The organism is Thioalkalivibrio sp. ALR17-21 (assembly GCF_000420185.1).
In the GTDB taxonomy this organism is placed as follows: Bacteria; Pseudomonadota; Gammaproteobacteria; order Ectothiorhodospirales; family Ectothiorhodospiraceae; genus Thioalkalivibrio; species Thioalkalivibrio halophilus.
In genome coordinates, this window is sequence record NZ_ATUL01000015.1 from 1 (window position 1) to 23,655 (window position 23,655).

General features: G+C 66.8%; 23 protein-coding genes. 7 read left to right on the top strand and 16 right to left on the bottom strand.

All coding sequences use genetic code 11. The annotated features are described in order from the left end of the window. Window positions 1-310: 310 nt before the first annotated feature. Window positions 311-1,552, bottom strand: coding sequence for a flagellin (locus G020_RS0109030; protein ID WP_019591313.1), 1,242 nt, complete (start codon window positions 1,550-1,552; stop codon window positions 311-313). A gap of 204 nt (window positions 1,553-1,756) precedes the next feature. On the opposite strand from G020_RS0109030, the gene G020_RS0109035 reads away from it, so the two are divergent. After that, window positions 1,757-3,307, top strand: a complete 1,551-nt coding sequence (locus G020_RS0109035) for a hypothetical protein (protein WP_019591314.1) — start codon at window positions 1,757-1,759, stop codon at window positions 3,305-3,307. A 69-nt stretch (window positions 3,308-3,376) separates the two neighbouring features. Here the strand turns inward: G020_RS0109035 and G020_RS0109040 are convergent, their stop codons facing one another. The 4 genes from G020_RS0109040 to G020_RS0109055 form a co-directional block, all read right to left on the bottom strand. Next, entirely contained in the window at window positions 3,377-4,435 is a 1,059-nt protein-coding gene (locus G020_RS0109040) for an alanine--glyoxylate aminotransferase family protein (protein WP_019591315.1), read from the bottom strand. Continuing rightward, a complete protein-coding gene (locus G020_RS14970; protein ID WP_081647405.1) occupies window positions 4,432-5,193 on the bottom strand; it encodes a LicD family protein in 762 nt (253 codons plus the stop codon). Before G020_RS14970 ends, G020_RS0109040 begins: the two co-directional genes overlap by 4 nt. Next, complete coding sequence (locus G020_RS0109050; protein WP_081647406.1) at window positions 5,187-5,957, bottom strand: NTP transferase domain-containing protein; 771 nt, start codon at window positions 5,955-5,957, stop codon at window positions 5,187-5,189. Before G020_RS0109050 ends, G020_RS14970 begins: the two co-directional genes overlap by 7 nt. 74 nt (window positions 5,958-6,031) lie before the next feature. Continuing rightward, a complete protein-coding gene (locus tag G020_RS0109055; RefSeq protein WP_019591318.1) occupies window positions 6,032-9,325 on the bottom strand; it encodes a hypothetical protein in 3,294 nt (1,097 codons plus the stop codon). A 268-nt stretch (window positions 9,326-9,593) separates the two neighbouring features. On the opposite strand from G020_RS0109055, the gene G020_RS0109060 reads away from it, so the two are divergent. After that, entirely contained in the window at window positions 9,594-10,325 is a 732-nt protein-coding gene (locus G020_RS0109060; protein WP_019591319.1) for a SapC family protein, read from the top strand. A gap of 141 nt (window positions 10,326-10,466) precedes the next feature. Here G020_RS0109060 and cobS read toward each other — a convergent pair whose 3' ends face one another. Genes cobS through bluB form a run of 8 tightly spaced genes read right to left on the bottom strand, consistent with a single transcriptional unit; the run spans window position 10,467 to window position 17,767 of the window. Beyond that, window positions 10,467-11,255 (bottom strand): adenosylcobinamide-GDP ribazoletransferase, encoded by a 789-nt coding sequence (cobS, locus tag G020_RS0109070; RefSeq protein WP_019591320.1) that lies wholly within the window; start codon window positions 11,253-11,255, stop codon window positions 10,467-10,469. Next, window positions 11,252-11,863 carry a histidine phosphatase family protein gene (locus G020_RS0109075; RefSeq protein ID WP_019591321.1) on the bottom strand — a complete coding sequence of 204 codons (612 nt, stop codon included), beginning with the start codon at window positions 11,861-11,863 and terminating at the stop codon, window positions 11,252-11,254. The genes cobS and G020_RS0109075 overlap by 4 nt, the downstream gene beginning before the upstream one ends. Beyond that, entirely contained in the window at window positions 11,860-12,933 is a 1,074-nt protein-coding gene (gene cobT, locus G020_RS0109080; RefSeq protein ID WP_019591322.1) for a nicotinate-nucleotide--dimethylbenzimidazole phosphoribosyltransferase, read from the bottom strand. The genes G020_RS0109075 and cobT overlap by 4 nt, the downstream gene beginning before the upstream one ends. A 28-nt stretch (window positions 12,934-12,961) precedes the next feature. Further along, window positions 12,962-13,489 (bottom strand): bifunctional adenosylcobinamide kinase/adenosylcobinamide-phosphate guanylyltransferase, encoded by a 528-nt coding sequence (gene cobU, locus G020_RS0109085; protein ID WP_019591323.1) that lies wholly within the window; start codon window positions 13,487-13,489, stop codon window positions 12,962-12,964. Beyond that, the gene (locus G020_RS0109090; RefSeq protein WP_019591324.1) at window positions 13,486-14,994 is read right to left on the bottom strand and encodes a cobyric acid synthase; all 1,509 of its coding nucleotides are present in this window, start codon (window positions 14,992-14,994) and stop codon (window positions 13,486-13,488) included. Before G020_RS0109090 ends, cobU begins: the two co-directional genes overlap by 4 nt. Then, window positions 14,987-15,976, bottom strand: a complete 990-nt coding sequence (cobD, locus tag G020_RS0109095; RefSeq protein WP_019591325.1) for a threonine-phosphate decarboxylase CobD — start codon at window positions 15,974-15,976, stop codon at window positions 14,987-14,989. Before cobD ends, G020_RS0109090 begins: the two co-directional genes overlap by 8 nt. Before the next feature lie 55 nt (window positions 15,977-16,031). Continuing rightward, window positions 16,032-16,988 carry an adenosylcobinamide-phosphate synthase CbiB gene (gene cbiB, locus G020_RS0109100; protein ID WP_019591326.1) on the bottom strand — a complete coding sequence of 319 codons (957 nt, stop codon included), beginning with the start codon at window positions 16,986-16,988 and terminating at the stop codon, window positions 16,032-16,034. Next, window positions 16,985-17,767: a 5,6-dimethylbenzimidazole synthase gene (bluB, locus tag G020_RS0109105; protein WP_019591327.1), complete on the bottom strand. Its 783-nt coding sequence runs from the start codon at window positions 17,765-17,767 to the stop codon at window positions 16,985-16,987. Before bluB ends, cbiB begins: the two co-directional genes overlap by 4 nt. Window positions 17,768-18,050: 283 nt before the next feature. On the opposite strand from bluB, the gene G020_RS0109110 reads away from it, so the two are divergent. From G020_RS0109110 to G020_RS0109130, 5 genes are all read left to right on the top strand, one after another. Beyond that, window positions 18,051-18,968, top strand: a complete 918-nt coding sequence (locus tag G020_RS0109110; RefSeq protein ID WP_024329374.1) for a cobalamin-binding protein — start codon at window positions 18,051-18,053, stop codon at window positions 18,966-18,968. A gap of 6 nt (window positions 18,969-18,974) precedes the next feature. After that, window positions 18,975-19,946 carry an iron ABC transporter permease gene (locus G020_RS0109115; protein ID WP_024329375.1) on the top strand — a complete coding sequence of 324 codons (972 nt, stop codon included), beginning with the start codon at window positions 18,975-18,977 and terminating at the stop codon, window positions 19,944-19,946. Between the two features lies 1 nt (window position 19,947). Beyond that, entirely contained in the window at window positions 19,948-20,778 is an 831-nt protein-coding gene (locus G020_RS0109120) for an ABC transporter ATP-binding protein (protein ID WP_024329376.1), read from the top strand. A gap of 3 nt (window positions 20,779-20,781) precedes the next feature. Beyond that, window positions 20,782-21,141 (top strand): hypothetical protein, encoded by a 360-nt coding sequence (locus G020_RS0109125; RefSeq protein ID WP_024329377.1) that lies wholly within the window; start codon window positions 20,782-20,784, stop codon window positions 21,139-21,141. Between the two features lie 87 nt (window positions 21,142-21,228). Then, the gene (locus tag G020_RS0109130) at window positions 21,229-22,077 is read left to right on the top strand and encodes a pirin family protein (RefSeq protein WP_024329378.1); all 849 of its coding nucleotides are present in this window, start codon (window positions 21,229-21,231) and stop codon (window positions 22,075-22,077) included. 42 nt (window positions 22,078-22,119) lie between these two features. Here G020_RS0109130 and G020_RS0109135 read toward each other — a convergent pair whose 3' ends face one another. From G020_RS0109135 to G020_RS0109145, 3 genes are read right to left on the bottom strand one after another with little or no spacing between them, the layout of a single operon-like run. Further along, on the bottom strand, window positions 22,120-22,332 hold the full coding sequence (locus G020_RS0109135; RefSeq protein WP_024329379.1) for a type II toxin-antitoxin system HicB family antitoxin: 213 nt from the start codon (window positions 22,330-22,332) through the stop codon (window positions 22,120-22,122). Continuing rightward, complete coding sequence (locus G020_RS0109140; RefSeq protein ID WP_024329380.1) at window positions 22,322-22,582, bottom strand: type II toxin-antitoxin system HicA family toxin; 261 nt, start codon at window positions 22,580-22,582, stop codon at window positions 22,322-22,324. The genes G020_RS0109135 and G020_RS0109140 overlap by 11 nt, the downstream gene beginning before the upstream one ends. Window positions 22,583-22,633: 51 nt before the next feature. After that, the gene (locus tag G020_RS0109145) at window positions 22,634-23,563 is read right to left on the bottom strand and encodes a hypothetical protein (protein WP_231363057.1); all 930 of its coding nucleotides are present in this window, start codon (window positions 23,561-23,563) and stop codon (window positions 22,634-22,636) included. Between the last annotated feature and the right edge of the window lie 92 nt (window positions 23,564-23,655).

Genomic DNA, 23,655 nt, shown 5'->3' on the forward strand with positions numbered 1-23,655 from the left:
CATTGCCGTTCCGGCAGCAATGACAGGTTCGGAATTGCCTCTCACCCCCCGTAACGACCACCCACCGGCAACCTTTAACCCCGATCGGCAAAAAATTTCCGCTCTCTTGCCGCAGGGGCAAAAACGCCACGCCCGAACCAGGCCATACCCTGTGGGAGCGCGCTCGCGCGCGAACTCACGCGCGAACCCCCTCCCGCCCGGACCACCGGCCTCGAGATCACACCCCCCCAAAACGCAAAAAGGCCCGCCCCGATCACTCGGGGCGGGCCCAGGGATGGCCCGCAGCGCGGGCCCGGAGGAAACCGAAGCCTTACTGCAGCAGACCCAGCACGTTCTGCGGAACCGCATTCGCCTGCGACAACACCGTGGTCCCCGCCTGCTGGAGCACCTGCGCCCGCGAAAGTTCGGCGGTCTCTGCCGCGAAGTCCGCATCCCGGATCCGCGAGCGCGCATCCGACAGGTTCTCCGAACCGATCTCCAGATTCGCGATGGTGCTCTCGAAACGCGTCTGCACCGCACCCAGCTCCGCGCGCAGCGAGTTGACCTTGGTCAGGGCGCCATCGAAGGCGCCGATGGCCTGAGTAGCGGTCTCCCGGGTCACCACATCCACATCATTCAGGGTGACGTCCTCCGCATCGGATGCGGCGAACAGATCGACAGCGTCACCGTCGACCGACACAGCTCCTCCATCGACATCCAGCCCTTCGGTACCCAGCCGGGAGGTGATTGCAATGGTCGTGCTCCCATCGTTCGTCACCCGCAGCGAGGCCCGCAGATCAGCGTCCGCAACGTTCTTCGCGTTCTCGTCCCCGGCGGAAGCCGCATCGGTAATCGCCGAATTGATCATGCGGACTGCATCTTCGAGCGTCGCCGCTGCTTCAATCTCCTCTCCGGCATCACCCGAAAGCTGCACGTCAATTGCGTCAAAACTGTCGCCGTCAATGGTCAAATCGTCGAAAGGCCCGTCAAACGCGTCCGTCAGTTCATCGATCATTCCGATCTCTTCCTGAGTCAGGCCATCGGTGCCCACCACCTCCGTGGTGCCCAGCTGCGAGGTCCGCGCATCCACTCCGTCCACGGCAATGGTCTGCCCCTGGTTCGCCCCCACCTGGAAGAACAGGTCTTCCACAGTGCCATCGAGGATCCGGCCACCATTGAACTCGGCCGAGTTGGCCACACGACTGATTTCCTGCATCAGCTGCTGGACCTCGTCGTTGATCGCCTGACGATCCGAGGCCGAATTGGTGTCGTTGGCTGACTGCACGGCCAGCTCCCTGGCCCGCTGCAGCGCATCACCGATGGTGTCCAGCGCGCCCTCGGCGGTCTGCGCGAACGAGATGCCGTCGTTCGAATTTCGCACCGCCTGGTTCAGACCGTTGATCTGCGTGGTGAACCGCTCCGAGATCGCCAGACCGGCCGCGTCGTCCTTGGCGCTGTTGATGCGCAGGCCGGACGACAGGCGTTCCAGCGACTGGGCGAGATCGCCCTGGGTCTGGTTCAGATTGCGCTGGGCATTCAGCGAAAGAACGTTGGTGTTGATGACCTGAGACATGTTTGCTTCCTCCGGAACTTGAGTGCCGGCCGGGCCGGCTGAGGCAATCCCTGGGCGGCGCCATGCCGCCTTCGATTCCCTTAACGACCATCCCGGGAAGACCTTTAGGGCAGCTCGGGAGACCGACCATCCCGAGAGCTCCTCGGGACATCCCGTGTGTGCAACAATGTCCACGTCGCTCATCCCGGCCGACCAGGATCGCTCGTGACCGCTCTGCCCCAATGGCTGCTCCAGCCAACCGCAAAGCAACTGACGCTGGGCGGCGATGCCCGACTTCTCGTGAACCCGGAGTCCGGACTGAACCGCTACGGCTGCTCGCCGGTGCCACGCGAAGATGCCTTCAGCTTCGCTTCTTCCACCGCCACGTCGATCTCTCGACACGGCTACGAAGCGGCATCACTCCTGCACAATCGCCTCATCAACGACGGAGCCGAGCGCAGGTCCGAACAGCGGCTTGCGGAAACGACCCATCACCTCGCAGACCTGCTGGTACACACGCTGCAGATCCACGACCGACAACCGGGGGTGTTGCTGTCCAGCTCGGGAACGGATTCCCAGCTCCACGCGACGGCCGTGGCTGCCTGCCCGGAAAGAATCCCGCTGATCAGCATTGTCTGCGGTAGCGACGAAACCGGTAGCGGCACACCCTATTCTGTAACAGGGCACCACTTCGACGGCGTCACTGCACTCGGTCGCAACGTGCACAAGGGGTCGCACATCGAGGGGTTTCCCCAGATCGATTACCGAGGCATCCCGTTCCGGGACGATCGCGGGTACAGCAAATCCACGGAGGACCTGGACGAAGAAGTCCGCAGGACCGTAACGGGGGCCATCCAGCGCGGATACTTCGTCCTCCTTCACCTGATGGACCAGTCCAAACTCGGGTCCATGGCCCCATCAAGCGGTGTCGTTGACGAACTCCAGCAACGGTTCGGCGAGACCATGCAGATCATCGTCGATGCATGTCAGCTGCGTCTGGATGCGGAAGATCTCGCGGCACACCTGGACCGGGATCACATCGTGCTCGTCACCGGCTCCAAGTTTTTTACCGGCCCTCCATTCAGTGGTGCCTCGCTCTTTCCTCGTTCCGTCATCGAGCGCTGGTCACGTAAGGCTCGTCGCCTGCCTCCGGGCCTCGCGGATTATCTGGATCGATGCATGCTGCCGGACTGGCTGGCCGCCACCGCCCCGCCGCTTCCGGCGCCCGCGGATATCGGAATGCGGCTACGCTGGATCGCCGCACTTGAAGAAATGAGCCGCTACTTCGCCATCCCGCGTTCCGAGCGACTCCGCCTGCTCGACGATTTCGGGCAGCGCATGGACCGTATCCTGGGGCAACACCCTGAACTTCAGCCCATAACCACGCCCCACCAACGTTCGGCCGACCGCAACCACGGGCGGGGCCCGGAGCTCTCCAGCCGCACAACCCTCCTTCCGTTCCGCGTCCTCGGTCCCAACGGGGACCCTCTGTCGACCGACCAGTCGAACGTTCTGTACCGACTACTGAACCAGGACCTGACTCGTCATGTGGCCGGGAAGGACCTGCCGGCCGATCTCGCCCGCCGCGCCTGTCACGTCGGCCAGCCCGTGCCCCTGGGAGCCGGCCTCGGTGCGGCCTTGCGTGTCAGCATTGGCGCGCGCATACTCACTTCCTGCAACAGTTCAGGTATCATGGAAACGCGGTTCCTCGATATAGAAGAAAAAAAACTTGCCCATGTGTGCGAGAAAGCGGTGTCTTTGTCCCGGCAAATTTAAAGATACTGCTAGACGAAAACCCTCCCCTTCACCCCCCTTCCACCAAGAAACAGAACCGCTGTCATTTACCTAGAGTTCGGTCAGCACACGCAGCAGGTCTTCATGATCCGCCTCATCTAAAGCTCCAATGTGCCCCACACGCAACAGGTCGTTAGCGCGGTACCCCCCGCTCGGATTGACCAGAAAACCTCGGCTACGAAGTTTTTCGAACACCGACTGCGCATCCCCTTCTGGACACAACAGCGGAGTTTGCGCATTCGACAGTGGATACGTTGGCAATTCAAAGCGAGTCATCGTCCGAACCCCACTCCGGAATCCCTCTGCAAGCCGAGCGCAGCGTGCAACGTAGGCCAAAACCCCATGCGCCTCAATCCGCTCAAGCTTCTCCTCCACCTGCAACGCGACGGAGATCGCCGGCGTGAAAGGAGACTGCCCTCTCTCTTGGTCCAAGATGTGGTTCTCAAGGTCGAGGTAAAAAATCGGGCCAACCCTCCCCGCCACACGTTCCCGGTACGTTTTTTCCTCGATCACCACGAACGCCATTCCTGGCGCCGCGGCGAGACCCTTATGCGAGCTAAAAAGGGCCACATCCACACCCCATCCCTCCATATCAAAGGGATCCGCAACCAGCGAACTAATGGCATCAACTATTAGAAGCAAACCATGACGCTGACAATGACGCGATAGCATCTCGATTGGATAATACTGCCCCGTTCCAGTCTCGTGCACATTGACTAGAAGGGCTGTGTGTCGTGTATCGGCTGCATCTTCCAAATGGCGTTCCGTCAGCTCCTCGCCAAAAGACAGTCTGATGGCCGAATAAGCGATGCCATGATGTTGGCAAAGAGCCTCGAACCGCGCCCCGAACGTGCCACCATTAATAATCAGTACCCGATCCTGCTCCCCAAGTATCCCGCTTACAGCTGCCTCCATCGCAGCCGTTCCGGAGCCCGTGAGCATTGCAATCCGCGACCCCTTCGGATTCGCGCCACAAAGAATTCGAAGCCGCTCGCCTAGACGGTACATTCGCTCCGAAAATTCCATGGTGCGGAAATAAGGGAGCGGCTCGGCGCCGACCGCAAGAGTCTGTGGATCCATTTCCACGGGACCAAGCGTGAACAGCTTCACGAGGAAGCTCCTTCATCGTCCCAATAGACCCCTGCGTAATGCGATTTGCGTTGATTGACTGCTGGCAACTTTTGGTAGTTGCCATAGAGATCCCGGAGCACACGGTCATAGTCCTGCGGAGCCGGCAGACTCAGACTCTCGAACGGGAGGTGTACCGCAGGGAATATAGCTGATTCAGGGTGTTTTCCGCCGACCAAGCGGTCGTTGACCACACGCCGCTTTGCGCCGGGAAAACCCCGACTAAGCCATGCCCCCAATTCCGCCCCTTTACCAATCCCCCTTAACGACATACACAACGGACCCGAACATTTTCTGCCGGCCGACAAACGCCGAGACTGATTGCGAACCGCCTTCATCACACCGTACCACGCTCTGCCCCAGCTCCCGATACGCGGCATCTCGAGTAGATCAATGTACAGCCCCATTCGCTCCCTGCTATTCGTCCCCTCCAAACGGGTACGCTGATCCACCACCCGAATATCCACATCCCAAGGCACACCGCACCGTCGCTGATGCATGACTCGAAATTCAGCAGGCAGGCGCTCCTCGAGAACCGTCAACGCCAGAACCATGTCTTCGGCAGCAACATGCAGATCTACATCATCATCCCATGGAATGAACCCTCCATGCCGGACCGCCCCAAGCAGCGTGCCGTGGCTTATCACATAGCCCACCCCGCCATACTCAAGTGCCTCGGCCACCCTCTCGAGCATAATCAGAAGTCGTGCGTGCTGCCGGGAGCGATCCAGTTTCACCATTCGCGGCCTCCCAAATCTACCGCCTCGGGGATGGTACAAACCCTTTGCAAACGCTCGTAATCCTCCGGTTCGTCAATCTCCGACCAGAACCGATCACCAATCTCACCAACATAAACCTCACCACCTTCGTCGGTCAGGCTGTAGAGAACCTGCTCCCACCACGCATCATGGTTCTGCTTCTCCACAAGCAACTGCAAACGTTGCCGAAATTGAGGCAAGCTTCCGACTTCCAGTTTAGCAAGACCGATGTATTCCGCGGTCCGTTGTGCCACTGGAAGACCCTTCCCATAGACGCGCAGGAGACGGCGCTCATCAACTCCCAAAAAAAAATCCCCCTTCTCGACCCGTCGCGGATCAGCGAACATAACTGGAGTACGCTTGTCAGCGAGCGCCATATCGAGAATCGAAGAATCCATGTACACATCACCATTAATCAGTAGCAGCGGAGATTCGTGTAGCACATGCCTGGCGAACCACAACGAGACAATACTGTTAGTTATATTATAAAAAGGGTTGTATACCACTTCTACCGGCAAGCCCGAGAGAGCCTGAGCCACTATTTCCCGGCGATAACCGAGAACGACCGTGACGGCCAACTTCCGTTCGAGTAGCTGCTTCACTGTGCGCCGGATCAACGGTTCACCACCAACTTCCAGAGCGCTTTTCGGATATTCTCCGATATGGGCTTGGATACGCGTTCCACACCCGGCAGCCATCAACACCGCACGCCCCCAGCGTGACCGCCTACGCTTCAACGAAGGCATTTCTAATCTCCTGAGAACTCAATCTCATTGCTCCTACACGCGACTAACAACCGTCGTCATTACCCCAAACGCGTTCACTCTGAAAGCACGGGCGTAACTTCTAGCCTCGCTCCTGCCGCGAGCAGGGCATTTGCCAATTCCATGAGCTCCTCGCGATTATCGACAAATGAACGTATGTCCGGGCTCACACCCACATCCTCTATCTGCCAATTCTGCTGGCTCACAGGCCGATCCAGCGTCTCGAGGCCAATAAGGACTGACGCCCAGGGCGCTCCCAGTAACGCGTGCCGAGCCCGGGAAGCGGCTTCGACCAGGCCCTCCGGAAACTTCGATCCCGGCACGGCCTCAGAGCAACCCTCGAGGGCTCTGACGGCAATCATTCGGGGCCCGGCCACCAGGCAATGAAGACGTATGGGGTGAATTAGCGCCTCGATAACCACGTCCTTCACCGAATGCTGCTCCATTCTCTGAAGCATGACTGGCAACCGATCACCCAGCCGGGCCCGGGGTATTCGCGCCTCAACACGCCCGGTTTTGCTTCGCAAACGTACCGCCGCGCCCAGATTTCTACAATGATGGAGGATTTCTGAAACATCGGACACGGAAAACGCCGGTCGCGGCGGCACAGGTAGGCCAGCCTCGCTCAGTAGCCGGTCGCGCAGAACAATGTCACCCGAAGCCCTCCTCGCCTCCTCGGTCACCTCATCGCTCATCGCCGAGAGGAAGCCTTTCCACCCGTCGGGTGTATCAATCCTCCACAACATGGAGGTTAGTTCATCCACCGCGAAGCCCGCTTCTCGGGCGGCCTCAATCAATGGCGTATGCGAGGAAGGGGCCATTTCTTCGGGAGCCGAAGTACTCGATGCAGGCCTGCACGATGGAACCTCTCCCTCCACCGGACCGGGTCTACCAGTCCGCGCAAGAAACCGAAACCCGAACTCGAAGAAATGCCCGCCCGCATCGAAAGATGGCCCCGAATAGGGAAAATGATGCATGGCGATCGCCGGATTCGCGTTGGTTTCCGTAATGACCAGATTATCCGGTGTGGCATCGCCACCGGGGTCGCGGACAAGCAGGTCCACTCCGCAGAAACGCGTAGGCGGAATTTCGGCGGCCGCCCGCTCCGCCACGTTCAGGATCGCCGGTGACACTTCGCTGGTAAGAGCCAGGTATTGTGCCCCATTCCCGATATTGTTGAATTCTCCGAGAATTACCCACTCTCCGTCTTTCGGAACATCATCCGGCGACCTCCCGGTACGCTCCAGTGCGGGCCAGTCGCGGATCGGATGTTTTGCGGTCAACGGGTTGCGCTGGCGCAGCCGGTTTTTCTGTTCGACAAGCTTGCGGATGGAATCCTGCCCGTTACCGACAACCGATGCGGGCAGGCGCATGATGGTCGCAACCGCCTTGCCACCGATGATCAGGATACGAAGTTCGTGTCCATCAAAGAAATCTTCGACCAGTACATCGCTGCATACTTCAGCGGCCCGGGACCATGCGCTGGAGAATTCGGTTTCCGTGCGAACGTTGACGGTAACGCCCCGTGATACGTTCGCCGACACGGGCTTAACGACAACCGGGCCCGACCGGGTCGCGAAATCAGCCAAAGCGGAGCCCAGGTCATTGAAGACACCACCACGAGCGACCGGAAGGCCCGCGCGTTCGAGCACTTTGCGTACAACGCTCTTGTCCCAGTCGGCGGCTTTCTTGAATGCTGACAGCTGCGGTGTCTGTACATTAATTTCCAGCGTCTTCCCGTCATCGGAGAGAACCTGCATCACGCGTGGGAGCAACTGACGGGTTTCCAGACCGAGCTCCCGCGCCCGTGCCTCGATGATCTCTTCATCGATATATCGCTGCGCCTGAAACAGAGCAGAGCCGGTAAAGTCATTCGGCTCTGCTTCAAGGCGGCGAATGTACCAGGGCAAGTGGTGCAGTGACGAAGGCGCAGCGTTGGTGGGCTTTGGTTTTTTCTCGGCACGCTCGGCGATCAGCTCGACGGAACGTTCGGCGTTGCCCTCACCGTGTGTTCGCTGGAAATCCATCCCTTCCCGAACATGGGGCGCGATCTGCATCGCCGCATTGGCCTCGAAGATAACGATGTTGCCCTCCGAGTCCGGAGCGCAATCGACACCACAGATATCCAGTCCGGTCTTTTTCAGAGCCTGGTGAAGCGCGTCCCATCCGTCGTTCGACAATTCCCCCTCGGGATTTCCGAGGAACGCCCGGGCCCTCTCGTAAAGGTCCGGCCGCTGACGGAGCATGTCCGCCGCCGAGTCACCATGCACGCTCCACTCCGGCGTGAAATAGGCATGCGCTGGATGCAGTTCATCACCGATCAGGAAGGCCCGAAATTTCCGGAAGAGGCCCGTGGCCGGATCACGAGTATCCAGCCATTCGATCAAATAGAGCTCGCGCACACGGTCCGTCACCTGCATGCGGCGCAGTTCCCGACGGTTTTCGATCCGATACATCCAGCGCCCGGTCTGCAGGCCGGCCGAACGGACGATGATGGGATACCGGATACCACTGGATTCCATGGCCTGTTCGACGGCACCCACGGGGTCGGAAACGCCCTGAACCGGGACGGCCACGGTCTTCGGAAAGCGGATTCCCGGCATGTCGGCAAACCGGCGGGCGTTCGAATCCCGACGGGTATCCAGGATAGTGCGCGGATGGTTAACTACCGGAAGGTCCAGGCGTTCCAGCAGCCGACACGCGGTTTCCAGTTCTTCGGGTGACTTGTCAGCGTCGGTGATGGAACACAGCACGACATCAGCGGCGGGCACCTCATCCATCAACTCGGGCCGACGCTGCAAGGTTTCCATGAAGATTTCGGTCGTCGAGAACCCGGCCTGGCCCAGGTGAGAGTTCAAGTCATTGCCCGTCTCGAACACCATCTGGCCCGTGCTGGGCCGAATGCGTGGCGGAGTGCCACTCATGGCTCTCAGCAACAGTACGTGAGGCTTGTCCGGTTCACGCTGGACGGTGGAGTACCCCCTTGCTTCGAGGGCCTCGAGGGCGGTTTCCAGGGCACCCTCGCGGTCCCCTTTCATGCCCTGCAGCGCTGCCTTTTGCAGTTTCAGCGTCGCGTTGTCCGGGTTCCGCTCGAGATTTTCCGTCACAACAGAATGCGCCCCGTCGATGTCCCGACCAAGCACGCGCGCAAGCATCCGTGCATTGCGCCACGCTTCCGCCTCGGGCTCTCTTTCCGACAACGCATCCGCGGCCAGAACCATCGACCGTGCGTCCTTGCGCGCGCGGGCAATACGAAACAGGCGCTTCAGATCATCGGTGGTACCTCCTCGCTCCACGGCCTTGCGGGCCGTATCCAGCGCCGAGTCCATGCCCAGGCGCTCGCGGGCCATTGTCAGGGCTCGCCATACCTCCCCCTGCCGATCCTGTCCGGTCAGGCCTGCGAGCTCGCGTTCGGCCCGCTCCGTCTCCCCCGCGTCCAGATGCCGGCATGCAGCCTGGACCGTAACCGGCGCTTTCTTATTGCGTTTTTTCCGAGCCACGCATCCACCCCCCGTGCTAGTCTTGCCGGGATCATATCGCAGGGTGGCCTTCGCCGGACACACGAACCGGTAACGCTCGCGACTCACGCGTCCAACAACCAGTGATCAAGGAATCGTCATGTACCGAAGCATCATGCCGCTATCCCGGGGCGGAGAGACCCTGGGTATTGAATGGGAGCCGGGTTTCGCTTTTGCCCGTGGTCACGAACGGGTGGAAATCGGGATGTCCGAATGCCTGGAAGCGGCGGCGGCCATGCCGCTGGCCCTGGTGCGTGATGGCGAACAGGGAGCTTTCCGGGTCGTAGCGGTCATGGGCGTGGAGGAGAATGACAACCTGCTGGTCGATGAAGAGGGCCGCTGGCATGCGGGTTACACGCCTTCCGCGCTGCGACTGTATCCTTTTACGCTAACGGGTCTGGGCAACGGCGCCGAACCGGAACTGGCCTATGATGCTTCCTGCGGAATGGTGCACCCCGGAGGCTCCAGGCCGCTGGTGGAAAACGGAGAGGCGACTGAATTGACGACCCGCCTCCTCAAAGCCCTGCGCTGGCTGGAAGAAGAGCGCATGGCGGCCCGCATTGCGGCCCAGTCCCTGGAAGTCGCCGGCGTCCTCGGCCCGTGGGCGCCGGACATCACGCTCCACGGGGAAACACTGCAGCCGCAGGGGCTGTATGGCGTCGACCAGAAGGCACTCGCCGGGCTGCGCGGCCCCATGCTTGAAGCCCTGAATGACGCCGGCGGCCTGCTGCTGGCCCACGCCCAGCTCGTCTCAATGAACAATTTCCCGTTCCTCGGCCGTCGCCTGCACGAAGCGGAAAAGCAGGCGCGACCCATGCTGTTCGACGCCTGAACGGAACGGAGCGCAGGATCGGCCAGGGGGCTGGCCTCCTACGGTTGAACCCGTGCCCCCCGGCAGGAGGCCGGCCCTCCGGCCGATCGGGCCCGGGGGATGGCCGCTGTAATCGGCCAGAGGCTGGCCGCCTGCGAGGCCCTACGCGGTGAGGGTCAGGGCCATCACCACCAGGGCCACGGCCTCGACGGTCTCGAGGGTGGCGCCGGCGGGGTCGCCGGTGAAGCCGCCGAGCCAGCGGCGGAAGAACGCGGCCAGGGCGACCACGGTGGCGCCGGTGAGGATCAGGGCGATGATGGCGCCGGGCAGGCCGCCGGCCACGCCGAGGATGACCACGGCGATGGCGGTGGCCACCAGCACTCCGGCGGCAGCCCGTTCGGGCAGGTTCGCCGCCATGTCGGCGCCCAGGCCGGCGGGATTGAGGTAATCGGCGAGGCGGAACAGCAGCACCAGCGCGGCGCGGCCGAGGACCACGGCGATCACCAGTGCCAGCCACTGCGCGGCGGCCACCAGCGGCACCAGCGCGGCGAACTTGACCAGCAGCACCAGCATCACGGTGGCCACCGCGATGGGGCCGGAGGTCGGGTCCTTCATGATGGTGCGGGCGCGTTCGGGGTCGCCGTGACTGCCCACGCGGGCATCCACCGTGTCGGCCAGCCCGTCCAGATGCAGCGCGCCGGTGATCGCCACCCAGCCGGCCAGTACCAGCGCGGCGAGCAACAGCGGTTCGGCGCCCGGCAGCAGGCCCAGCAGCAGGCCGCCGGCGGCCAGCAGCAGGCCCAGCACCAGCCCCACCAGCGGGTAGAACAGCAGCGAGCGACCGGCGTCCTCCGGGCGCGGGGCCTCCGGCAGCAGGCGCGCCGGCAGCGGCACCCGGGTGAGGAACACCAGCGCCAGCCACAGCGGGACGAGCGTGGCCGGCCGGCTCATGCCTGCACCCGCGCGGGATCGACCCAGTGCAGCACCGCCAGCGGGGCCTCGATGCTCAGCAGTTCGGCCAGCGGGATGCCCTCGAAGTGCGCGCGCAGTACGCGGATGACGCCGCCGTGGGTCACCACCAGCGTGCGCGCGGTGCCGGGCGTGGCCACGCTCTCGCGCCAGCCGGCCAGCACGCGCCCGCGGAACGCGCCCAGCGCCTCGCCCCCGGGCGGCGGGCAGCCTTCCGGGTCCTGCCAGAAGCGGCCCAGCGCGTCGGCATCGGTCTCCATCAGCGCGGCGGCGCTGCGGCCCTCCCAGGTGCCGAAGTGCAGCTCTTTCAGGCGCGGTTCCACCACCAGCGGCACGTCCCAGCGCTGGGCCCAGGCCGAGGCCGGCCCCTGACAGCGCCGCAGCGGCGAGGTCACGATGCGGTCCCAGGCCGGTTCCCCGGAGTCCAGACCGGGTGGGCGCCGGCGTGCCAGTTCACCCTCCATCGCCGCCTGGCCGCGCGCGGTCAGCGGCACGTCGCTGCCGGCGCCGCAGAAACCCTCGCCGGTGGTCTCGCCGTGGCGCAGCAGCCCGACCCGCGCCCCGTCGCTGGCGGACGCCCCCGTACTCACGCGCCCGCTCCGGACTCGTCGTCCGCCACCCCGGCCTCGTCGAAGGTTGCCATGCCGGCGTGCAGCTCGCAGGCCATGCGCAGCAGCGGCACCGCGGTCGCCGCGCCACTGCCCTCACCCAGGCGCATGCCCAGATCCAGCAGCGGCTGCGCACCCAGCGCCTCCAGCACACGGTCGTGGCCGGGCTCGGCGGAACGATGGGCGTAGAAGAACCAGTCCCCCGCCCCCGGGCACAGCCGCGTCGCCACCAGTGCCGCGGTGCTGGCGATGAAGCCGTCCACCAGCACCGGCTGGCCGATCTGCGCGCTGGCCAGGAACGCGCCGGTCAGCCCGGCGATCTCGAAGCCCCCGACCCGCCGCAGCCACTCCAGCGCCGAATCCCCGGCCTCGGCGTGCAGGGCCAGCGCGCGCTCGATCACCTCGGCCTTGTGCCGCACCCCGGCCGGGTCCAGCCCGGTACCCGGGCCCGCCAGCGCGTCCGGCGAGGCCCCCAGCACACCGCAGGCCACGGCCGCCGCGGCAGTAGTGTTGCCGATGCCCATCTCGCCGCCGATGAACAGCCCCGCCCCGCCCTGGCACGCCCGTTCGGCCGCCTGGCGTCCGGTGTTCAGCGCGCGCTCCAGCTGCGCCGGGGTCATCGCCGGCTCGCGCGCGAAGTTGGCGGTGCCCGGGCCCAGCCCGGCGCGGATCACGCCCTCGGGCTCGGGACCGCCGGGCAGCGTGCCCAGGTCGATGATCTCCAGCCCCGCGTCCAGGCTGCGCGCGAGCACGGCGATGGCCGCCCCGCCGGCGGCGAAGTTGGCGACCATCTGCCCGGTCACCGCCTGCGGAAAGCGCGAGATGCCTTCGGCGACCACGCCATGGTCGCCGGCGAACACGGTGATCCACGGGTGCGGCGGGTTCGGGCACTCGCGGCCCTGCAGCGCGGCCAGGCGCTCGGCCAGGGTCTCCAGACGGCCCAGCGAACCCGGCGGCTTGGTCAGGCGTTCCTGCCGGGCGCGGGCACGCGCGGCCGCCCCGGCATCCAGGGGCGCGGCGGGGACGTTCAGCCAGTCACAGTCTTCGGTCACGCGGGTTCCTCGCGGGTCGATGCGGTCATCAGGCGTTCACCACCGGGCCCTTGAGCACGTGCGGCAGCCCGGCCACGGTCAGCACCACGCGGTCGAGATCGGCGGCCAGGCGCTGGTGCAGCGCGCCGGCCTCGTCGGCGAAGCGCCGCGACAACGCATCCAGCGGCACGATCCCCAGCCCGGTCTCGTTGCTCACCGCGATGATGCTACCCGGCAGGGTCGGCAGCGTGGCGACCAGCGCCTCGCGCTCGCGCTCGATGTGCGCCTCGTCTTCGGTGCACAGCAGCTGGGTCAGCCACAGGGTCAGGCAGTCGATCAGCAGGCAGCGATCCGGCGCTGCGGCCTCCTGCAGCCGCACGGCCAGATCGTCCCCGGCCTCGATCAGGTCCCAGCCGGCCGGACGGCGGCGGCGGTGCTGTTCCACCCGCCGCAGCATCTCGTCGTCGTCGGCGCGCGCGGTGGCCACGTAGGTCACCGGCTGGCCGGAACCCAGCGCCAGCTGTTCCGCCATGCGGCTCTTGCCCGAACGGACGCCGCCCAGGATCAGGGTTCTCATGACCGGGTGCCCCCTTGTGGCACGTGCAACAGGTCCAGCAGTCGGTCGATGTCCATGTGTTCCTCCAGTGCGTCGGCCAGACGCTCCAGGCTCGCCTCGCGCAGCGCGTCCAGATCCACGGCGGCGCCGTCCGCGTCCAGCCCGGCCCAGGCCAGCAATGCCCCGGCGGCGGCCGGCTCGTCGAACACCCCGTGCACGTAGGTGCCGGCCACTGCGTCGTCCGTCGAACGCGCGCCGTCCGGCCCCGCGGCCAGTTGCAGCACCGGGCGCTCGCAGTCCGCCCCGGCGGTGTGCCCGGCGTGGATCTCGTAGCCGCGCACCGGCGCCGCCCGCTCCATCACGCCCTTGCCGGTCACCTGCCGCAGCTGCTTGGCCGGGCGCAGCGTGGTCTCCACGTCCAGCAGGCCCAGCCCGATCGAGGAGCCCGGGGTGCCCTCGACGCCTTCCGGGTCGTGTACCGCGCGCCCCAGCATCTGGTAGCCGCCGCAGATCCCCAGCACCCGGCCACCGTAGCGCAGGTGGCGCATCAGTTCGCGCTCGAAGCCCTGTTCGCGCAGCCAGGCGAGGTCGTCGCGCACCGCCTTGGACCCCGGCAGGAGCACCAGATCCGCCGGCTGCAGCCGCTCCCCCGGCCCGGCGAAGCGCAGCGACACCCCGGGGTGCAGGCGCAGCGGGTCGAAATCCGTGTGGTTGGAGATACGCGGCAGCGCCGGCACCACCACCCGCAGGGGCTCGTCCCCGCCGCTCGCCCACGCGTCACTCGCCGGGGCCGCCTCGCGCAGCAGCGCGTCCTCGGCATCCAGCTGCAGCCCGGACAGATACGGCAGCACGCCCAGCACCGGCTTGCCGGTCTCGGCCTCCAGCCAGCCCAGCCCGGACTGCAGCAGCGCCGGATCGCCACGAAAGCGGTTGATCACGAAGCCGGCCACCCGCGCCCGTTCGCTTTCCGCCAGCAGCGCGAGCGTGCCCACCAGATGCGCGAACACCCCGCCGCGATCGATGTCCGCGACCAGGATCACCGGGCAGTCCACCGCCTCGGCGAACCCCATGTTGGCGATGTCACCCGCGCGCAGGTTGATCTCCGCGGGCGAGCCGGCCCCTTCCACCAGCACCGAGTCATATTGGGCCGTCAGACGCCCGTGGGCCGCCAGCACCGCCTCGCGCGCCACCGGCTTGTAGTCATGGTAGGCGCGCGCGTCCAGCTCCTCCACCGCGCGGCCGTTGACGATCACCTGCGCACCGCGATCGCTGGAGGGCTTGAGCAGCACCGGGTTGAAGTCGGTATGTGGCTCCAGCCCGCAGGCCGCGGCCTGCAGGGCCTGGGCCCGCCCGATCTCGCCGCCCTGTGCGGTCACCGCGCTGTTGAGCGCCATGTTCTGCGGCTTGAACGGCGCCACCGCGATGCCGCGCCGGCGCAGCACGCGCCCCAGCCCGGCCACCAGCACGCTCTTGCCGGCATCCGAGGTGGTGCCCTGGACCATCAGCGTGCCGCCGGTATCAGTCATCACTCAGCTCCGTAAGCGCGGCCTCCAGGCGCCGCCAGCCCGCCTCGTCACCGGGCAGCCCGAAGCGCAGGCTGGCCGGCTCGTCGAAGCGCCGCACCAGGATCGCCGCGCGCGCCAGCCGGTCCTGGATCTCTTCGGCGCGTGCGCTGCGCACCCACTGGAACAGCGCGGTACCGCCACCCGGGGCGAGTCCGTGCGCGCGCAGCAGGGCCGCCAGGCGTTGGCCCTCGCCCGCCAGCTGCATGCGCCGCGCCGACTGCCAGCCATGATCCGCCAGCGCCCCGGCCGCAACCTGCCGCGACGGCCCCGGCACGCTCCACGGCCCCAGGCGCGCGCTCAGCGCCCGGCGCAGCGCTTCCGGCGCGAACACGAACCCGACCCGGGCCCCGGCCAGGCCGAAGAACTTACCCAGCGAGCGCAGCACCACCAGCCCGTCACGCGGGCCCTCCGGCACCAGGCTCAGCTGCGGCTCGCTGTCGACGAACGCCTCGTCCACCACCAGCCAGCCGCCGCGCCGCGCCAGCCGCGCGTGCCACTCGCGCAGCTGCGCGGGCTCGAAGCGCGTGCCGGTGGGGTTGTTGGGATGGATCAGCACCAGCACGTCGAGCGCGTCCAGCACGGCCTCGATGGCGCCGGCCTCGGGCTCCACCGGCTGCACGGCGTGGCCGCAGGCGCTCCAGGCGCGGGCGTGTTCGTTGTAACCGGGGTGCAGCACGCCGACGCAGGCCTGCTCGCGGCCGGTGCCCTCGCCCCACAGCGCCGGCAGGGCCTGGATCGCGGCCTGGGACCCGGGCAGCGGCAGCAGGGCATTGCTGCCGTAATACGCGGCGGCCGCCGCCTCCAGCCCGTCATCCGCTTCCGGCAGCCGGGTCCAGGCCTGAGGCGGCAGCGGCGGCACCGGCCAGCCCCGCGGGTTGATGCCGGTGGAGAGGTCCAGCCAGTCCTCGACCGCATGCCCCCAGCGCCGGGCCGCCGCGCGCACGCCCCCGCCATGGCGCGACTCCGGGGTCGCGCCGTCCCGGGATCCGGACCGGACGTCAGGCGAGGACAACGAACGACACCCCGATCACGATTACCGCCATCCACAGCGCCAGCGCGCGGTCCACCAGTGCCATCGCGCGGCGGATGCGCGCGGCCCCGGCTACGGCGCCATCTTCCGATGCTGTCTCCGGGGCCATCTCCGGGGCCATGTCCGGTACCGGCTCGGGCCCCAGCGACGGCCGCCATTCGCGCCGGCCGTGATAATACGCATAGCCGCCCAGCCGCACGCCCAGCGCGCCCGCGCCGGCGGCCATCACCGGCCCGGCGTTGGGGCTCTTCCACGCGGCGGCCTGTTCGCGCCAGCAGCGCAGCGCACTGCCCATGCGCCCGGCGGCGGCATAGGCCAGCGCGGTCAGGCGCGCGGGGATATAGTTGAGCACGTCGTCCAGCCGCGCGGCGGCCCAGCCGAAATCGCGGTGGCGCGGCGTGCGATAGCCCCACATCGCATCCAGGGTGTTCACCAGCCGATAGGCGACCACCCCCGGCGCGCCGGCCACCAGGAACCAGAACACCGTGGCGAACAGGGCGTCGTTGCCGTTCTCCAGCACCGATTCCACGGTCGCGCGGCTGACCCCGTCGGCATCCATCTCGTCGGTCGCGCGCGACACCAGCATGCCGGTTCCGGCGCGCGCGCCTTCAAGGTCGTCCTGCTCCAGCGCCACCGCCACCCGCTCGGCGTGTTCGTCCAGCGAGCGCCAGCCCAGTGCCAGCACCAGTACCAGCAGGCTGACGATCCAGCCCCAGGCGAGGCTGGCGGCCCAGGCCGCCAGCACCACCCAGGGCAGCACCAGCACCATCAGCAACAGGGCCCCGCGCAGCCGGCTGTCCGCGTGGAAGCGCCGTTCCAGCCCCTGCGCGAGGCGGCCGAAGCCGGCCAGCGGATGGAAGCGCCGGGGGTCGCCGAACAGCCGGTCCAGGGTCAGCGCGCCCAGCAGGACGAGAAAGGCGGTCATGAGACACTCCTGTTTCGGGAAACGTCCCGGGATGCGTCCTGCGGGGGGTCGTCCTGCGAATGGGACACGGGCGTCGAAGCCGATTGCCCCCAGCGGTCCTCGAACACCAGTTCTTCCAGCGGACGCCGGGTGTCCCAGCCCTCGGTCTCCAGCATCGGCTCGTCGTAGAACGCCTCTACCTCGCCCAGGCACAGGATCGCGATCGGGTGGGCCCCCTCCGGCATCTCCAGGGTGCGCGCCAGCCATTCCGGCTCGAACAGCGACACCCAGCCCATGCCCAGGCCCTCGGCGCGCGCCGCCAGCCACAGGTTCTGGATCGCGCAGGCGGCCGAACACAGGTCCATCTCCGGCAGGGTGCGCCGGCCCAGCACGTAGCGTTCGCGCCCGTCGGTCAGGGCGACCACCAGGATCTCCCCGGCGTCGCGGATGCCCTCCAGCTTCAGCCGCTGGACCTCGGCACCGCGCTCGCCGCAGGCTTCGGCGGTGCGCTCGTGTTCGGCGGCCACATGGCCGTGGATGCGTTCGCGCAGCGCCGGATCGGCCACCCTTACGAAGCGCCAGGGCTGCATGTAGCCGACGCTGGGGGCACGATGCGCCGCCTCCAGCAGGCGCCCCAGCACCTCCGGGTCCACCACGGTGCCGGCACGGAAATGCCGCATGTCGCGGCGCTCGTTGATCGCGCGGTAGACCGCGGCGGCTTCTTCCGGCGGAAAACCCGACTCCGGGGCGGCCGGGAAAGGGCTGGAAGGTTCGGCGGATAACGGGGTGTTGCGGGACATGCGAAGACGTCTCCCGGCAGCGGGCGAGATGGGTGCAAGGGTGTCGCGAGGATCCGGCGCATGGCCGGACGGGAAGGCAGGATGATACGCGTTCGCACCCGCCCTCTCCAGTGCACCCGGTCACACACGGCCCTGCCGCGGGCGGGCTCTCCCGCGGGGGCCGTGACACTCCTGTTATGATGTTGCGTCCTTGCAGGCGCGGCATACCGCCGGTTGCGGCTTGCTGCCGCAGAAGCACCGTCCGCGCCAGCCCCCGGAATCGGAAATCCAGGAACCACTGCGCATGTCATATCGTTCGAACCTGTTGCCGGCCCTGCTCGCGGCGAGTGCCCTGCTGCTGAGCCCGTCCGGCCACGCCGCCGACAACGACCCCATTTCCGTGATCGACGACACGGATCGGGAAGTCCGGCTGGACGCCCCGGCCGAGCGGATCGTGAGCCTGGCCCCGCACATCACCGAGGTGCTGTTCGCGATCGGCGCCGGCGACCGCGTGATCGGCGCGACCGACCACAGCGACTACCCCGAACCGGCCGCGGACATCCCCCGGGTCGGGGGCTACACCAGTCTCGACCTGGAACGCATCCTCGCCAAGGAACCCGACCTCGTGGTGGCCTGGGACAGCGGCAACTCGCGCTCGCACATCGAACGCCTGCGCGAACTGGGCCTGACCGTCTACACCTCCGAACCGCGCGGGTTCGACGGCGTGGCTTCCAGCATGGAGCGCATGGCCGAACTGGCCGGCACCGCGGAACAGGGCCGCGCCGAGGCCCAGCGCTTCCTGCAGGAGATCGAGGCCCTGCGCGCCGAATACGCGGATCGCGACCCGGTCCCGCTGTTCTATCAGGTCTGGGACCAGCCACTGATGACGGTGAACAACGAACACCTGATCGCGGAGGCCATCGAGGTCTGCGGCGGCGAGAACGTGTTCGGCCACCTCGACCGCCTGGTACCCCGCATGGACCGCGAAGCGGTGATCCACGCCGACCCCGAGGTCATCATCGGTGGCGGCATGGGCGAGGACAACCCCGCCTGGGTCGAGGCCTGGCGCGAGTGGGACAACATGCTCGCGGTGCGCCGCGACAACCTGTTCTTCCTGCCGCCGTCGCTGCTGCAGCGCCACACCCCGCGCATCGCCGAGGGCACCGCCCTCATGTGCGAGGAGCTGCAGACCGCCCGCGACCGGCGCCCCGAATCGCCGTAAGCCCCCGTGACCCGATCCTTCCTGCTGGCGGCGGGCGTGCTGCTGCCCGCCTCGCTGCTGTCGCTGGTGGTGGCCCTGGCCTGGGGCAGCGTGGCCATCCCGCTCGGCGAGCTCCCGCGGGTGCTCACCGGCGAGGCCTCGGCGCTGCACGCCACGCTGATCACCGAACTGCGCCTGCCACGCGCGCTGGCCGCGTTCGCCGCGGGCGGGCTGCTGGGCATGGCCGGTGCGCTGATGCAGGTGCTGCTGCGCAATCCGCTGGCCGACCCCTACGTGCTGGGTCTCTCCGGCGGCGCCTCGGTGGGCGCACTGCTGGCCATGCTCGCCGGGCTGTCGATGTTCTCGGTATCGGCCGCGGCCTTTGCCGGGGCCATGCTCTCCACGCTCATCGTGTTCGGCCTGGCGCATGGCACCGGATCCTGGACCGCCACCCGCCTGCTGCTGACCGGCGTGGTGGTGGCCGCCGGCTGGGGCGCGCTGATCAGCTTCCTGCTGGCCGTCAGCCCCACCGCGGAGCTGCCGGGCATGCTCTACTGGCTGATGGGCGACGTCTCGCATGCCCGCCATCCGGGCCCGGCCTGGGGCGTGCTGGTGTTCGTGGTGCTGGCGGCCCTGCCGCTGGGCCGCACCCTCAACGTCCTCGCGCGCGGCCCGATGCAGGCCGCCGCCCTGGGCGTCTCGGTGCGCCCGGTCGAATGGTCGATCTACATCGCCGCGTCGCTGATCACCGCCACCGCGGTCACCCAGGTCGGCGCGGTGGGCTTCGTCGGCCTGATCGTGCCGCACATGCTGCGTCTGGTGTTCGGCAACGATCAGCGGGTGATCCTGCCCGCCTCGGCGCTGGCCGGCGGCATCCTGCTGACCCTGGCCGATACCCTCGCGCGCACCATCATCGCCCCGGAGCAGCTGCCGGTCGGCGTGATCACCGCAATGCTGGGCGTGCCGGTGTTCCTGTTCCTGCTGTACCGGAGCCGCTGAGATGAGCCGCGCCGACGCACATGCCGATGCCCTCAGCGTGCATGAGGCCCCCACGGCCGACACCCTGCTCGCCACCCGCGACCTGGTGATCGACATCCCCGAACGGGCGGACCCGTCGCCGCTGCACCTGACCGTGAACCCCGGCCAGTGCTGGGGCATTCTCGGGCCCAATGGCGCCGGCAAGAGCACGCTGCTGCACACCCTCGCCCGCCTGCGCCCGGCACGCGCCGGCGGGATCGAACTGACCGGGCAGCCCCTGGGCAACCTGTCGCGGCCGGATCTGGCGCGGCGCCTGGGCCTGGTGTTCCAGAACCACCACGACGGCTTCCCTGCCACCGTCCTCGAAACCGCGCTGATCGGCCGCCACCCGTACCTGCGCCCCTGGGACATCGAGACCCGCGAGGACGTCGACGCCGCGCGTGCCGCGCTGGCCACCGTGGACCTCGACGGCATGGAGGGCCGGCAGGTGGACACCCTGTCCGGCGGCGAGCGCCAGCGACTGGCACTGGCCACCGTGCTGACCCAGGACCCGCAGGTTCTGCTGCTGGACGAACCCACCAGCCAGCTCGACCTGCACCACCAGGTCAGCGTGCTGCAGCGCGTGCGCGAAATCGCCGGCGGTGAACGCCGCGCCGCAGTGATGGCCCTGCATGACGTCAATCTGGCCGCCCGCTTCTGCGACCACCTCCTGCTGATGTTCCCCGACGGCGGCGCCTGCTGGGGCCCCACCCGCAGCATGCTGGTGCCCGCCGCGCTGGAACGCCTGTACAACCAGGCCCTGAGCGTGGGCGAGGTGGACGGCCACCCGGTATTCCTGCCCCGAGTGGAGTAGCCCATGGAGTTTCACCGCATCCTCGACGGCACGACCGATCCTGACAGCCTGCAGCGACGCCTGACGGTGCCCGCCCTGCCAACAGCCTGCGAACTGATCGACAACCTGGTCGAAGACCGGGGGGCCGACCAGGGCGTCATCTATTGCCTGTGGGGCGAGTTCCGCGTGAACCGCGAGCTTATCCACGGCGGCGTGCGCTTCAGCCTGCCGGACTGCCCCAACGGCGTGGCCTGGACCCTGACCACCGGCCACCCGCCCGACGAATCGGCCATCGTGCTGCACCTGACCATGCATCGGCGCGAACACGAGCCCGACTTCATCGAGAGCCTGGAGGCCTTCGCCGACGCGTGGCAGCTCCCCTGACCGGCAATATCGCGCCGGATCGGACCATGCAATTTTCTTTTCGTTTTGCGGTCGGTATGGTGCAGACTCGACGCGAAGGAGAACGCCATGAACCCCACGCCACCGGACAGCATCCGCCACTCGCACCCGACGCAGGACGGCGCGGGCGTGAAGATCCGCCGCATCCATGACTTCGGCGGCGGCCTCGACCCGTTCCTGATGCTGGACGAGCTGAAGACCGCCCCCGGCGACGAAGACGTGGGCGGCTTTCCCGACCATCCGCATCGCGGCTTCGAGACCCTCACCTATCTGGTGCGCGGCGGCGTCAGCCATCGCGATTCCATGGGCAACGAAGGACAGGTGCAGGCCGGCGGCGCGCAATGGATGAGCGCCGGCCGCGGCGTGATCCATTCCGAGAGCCTGCATCCCGAGCCGGAAGGGCTGCACGGCTTCCAGCTGTGGGTGAACCTGCCGGCCGCGCGCAAGATGGAACCCCCGCGCTATCGCGACGTCGGCACCGACGCCATGCGCCACCTGCCGGAGGAAGACGCCCCGCTGGACTTCAAGGCCGTGGCCGGCTCCTGGCAGACCAGCGCCGGCGACACCGAGGGCCCGCTCGGCCAGATCGGCGAAGGCGCGGGCATGGCGGATCTCAGCCTGCCAGCCGGCTATCGCCTGTCACTGGCCGTGCAGCTGGACGAGCGCGTGCTGGGCTACGTCTTCGAGGGCGCGCTCACCGGCCTGAACGCCGGCGAACTGGGCGTCTGGCACGGCCACACCATGATCCACCTGATCGCCCGCCAGGACAGCCGCGTCCTGCTGTTCAAGGGCCGTCCGCTGGAAGAACCCATCGCCCACTACGGCCCGTTCGTGATGAACACCGACGCCGAGATCCAGCAGGCCATCTCCGACTACCAGTCCGGCCGCCTCGCCGCCCGCCCCGCCAGCATCGACTGACAGCGGGTACGAAACCCGGACGCCCCGCCAACCCCGTCGGGGTCACGCGTACATCAACCGCCCACGAGGCTCCGGCACCGGACGCCCCAGCTCGCGGGCGGTCTCGATCCACTCCTCGATGACACGCCGGGCATTGCTGACGGCCTGCTCGTAGGTTTCGCCATCGGCCATGCAGCCCGGGAGTTCCGGAACCTCGACGATGAAGGACTGATCGTCCTCGCTCCAGTAAATGACCAGCTCGTATCTAATCGACATCCGATTCTCCCAGACGGTACTGCACCACAATACTCCGCACCTGTTTGACCTGATAGGGCTTGGCCTTGCTCCCCTTCGGCTGCAGATTCAGGATCTCGTCCACTCCATCCCGCGTAAAGAGGTGATGGCTGCCCCTGATCCGTTCCTCGAACCCCAGGCGTTTCAACAATCGACACAGGGCCGCGAACTCGATATCCGCATCGGATGATCCGGCCAGTATCCTGGACAACAGCTTCGAATATTTTCCCATCGATTCACATCCTTGTTGGCTTCGGGGACATCTCGGCGTCGCGTTCCCAGTTCAGCAGCGGCGCACGGCTTCCTTCCAGCCGATCGCCTGATCGAGCAAGGGCAGCGCCCGGACCCGATAATCCCCCATCGGTGCCAGGGGGTCGCGCGTTTCGGGGGCCGCCTCGAGCGTCACAAGACCGAAGAAGCAAGCGAAACGTTCGATGGAACGCAGCGACCAGGCCTTTTTTGCCTGGCGCTCCGCATACGTCGCGGGATCCCGGTCCCAGTATGACGGTTGCTCGTTCACCTCGCTCTCGGCCATGGGGAAGGCGTTGAGGAATTGCACTTCGTACCAGCTCACCGGTCGGGGTTCGTGGCCGTGCACATGGAGCAGGTAAAGCGTGAAGAGGAAACTCATCTGCACGATCGGAAGTTCGGGATAGCCGTCGCGGTAGGCCCAGTTGAATTCCTGGCAGTAAACCCGCAGCAGTCGCGTAAACAGCCCGGCCCAGTCACCCGTATCGAACTGCTTCTCCACCGCGCGCACCAGCTTGAGGCGGCCACGGTACTTGCGGGTAAAACGGCCGATGTCGGCGACGACCCGAAGGGCATGCAGCTCGTCCAGGTCCTCCTCGTTGCGAATCGTACCGGGATAGAAGGAGCGCCGGTAGGCAAAACCGCTCTCGTCCAGGGCCTCCCGGGCCTCGCTCACGATGGCGCGGGGCAGATTGCCCTTGGGTGTGAGCTTGATCCCGTTGCCCCGACACGCCTCGGCAATCACCTCCAGTAGCCGGAAGGCGGGAGAATCGGGCCGTTCCCGGAGCCCGTCGCCGAAGGTGACCAGCTCCGGCGAATCGAAGGGGTGGTAGAGCAATCGATGCATCTGATCGCTGTTGAGGCCATGGAAGTCATCGATGCCCTCAGCCTCGAACGCCGCTACTTCCTCCGCAATAATCTGCTCCACTGCTTCCCGGATGGGAGCCTGGCCCGTGTTCATCATCTGCTCCACCGCCCGACGGATGTCGTCGACGGGCGGAATTCCGGAGCCGTTCCCATTGTGACCGGACTTTCCCATGCCGATCCCCCGTGTAT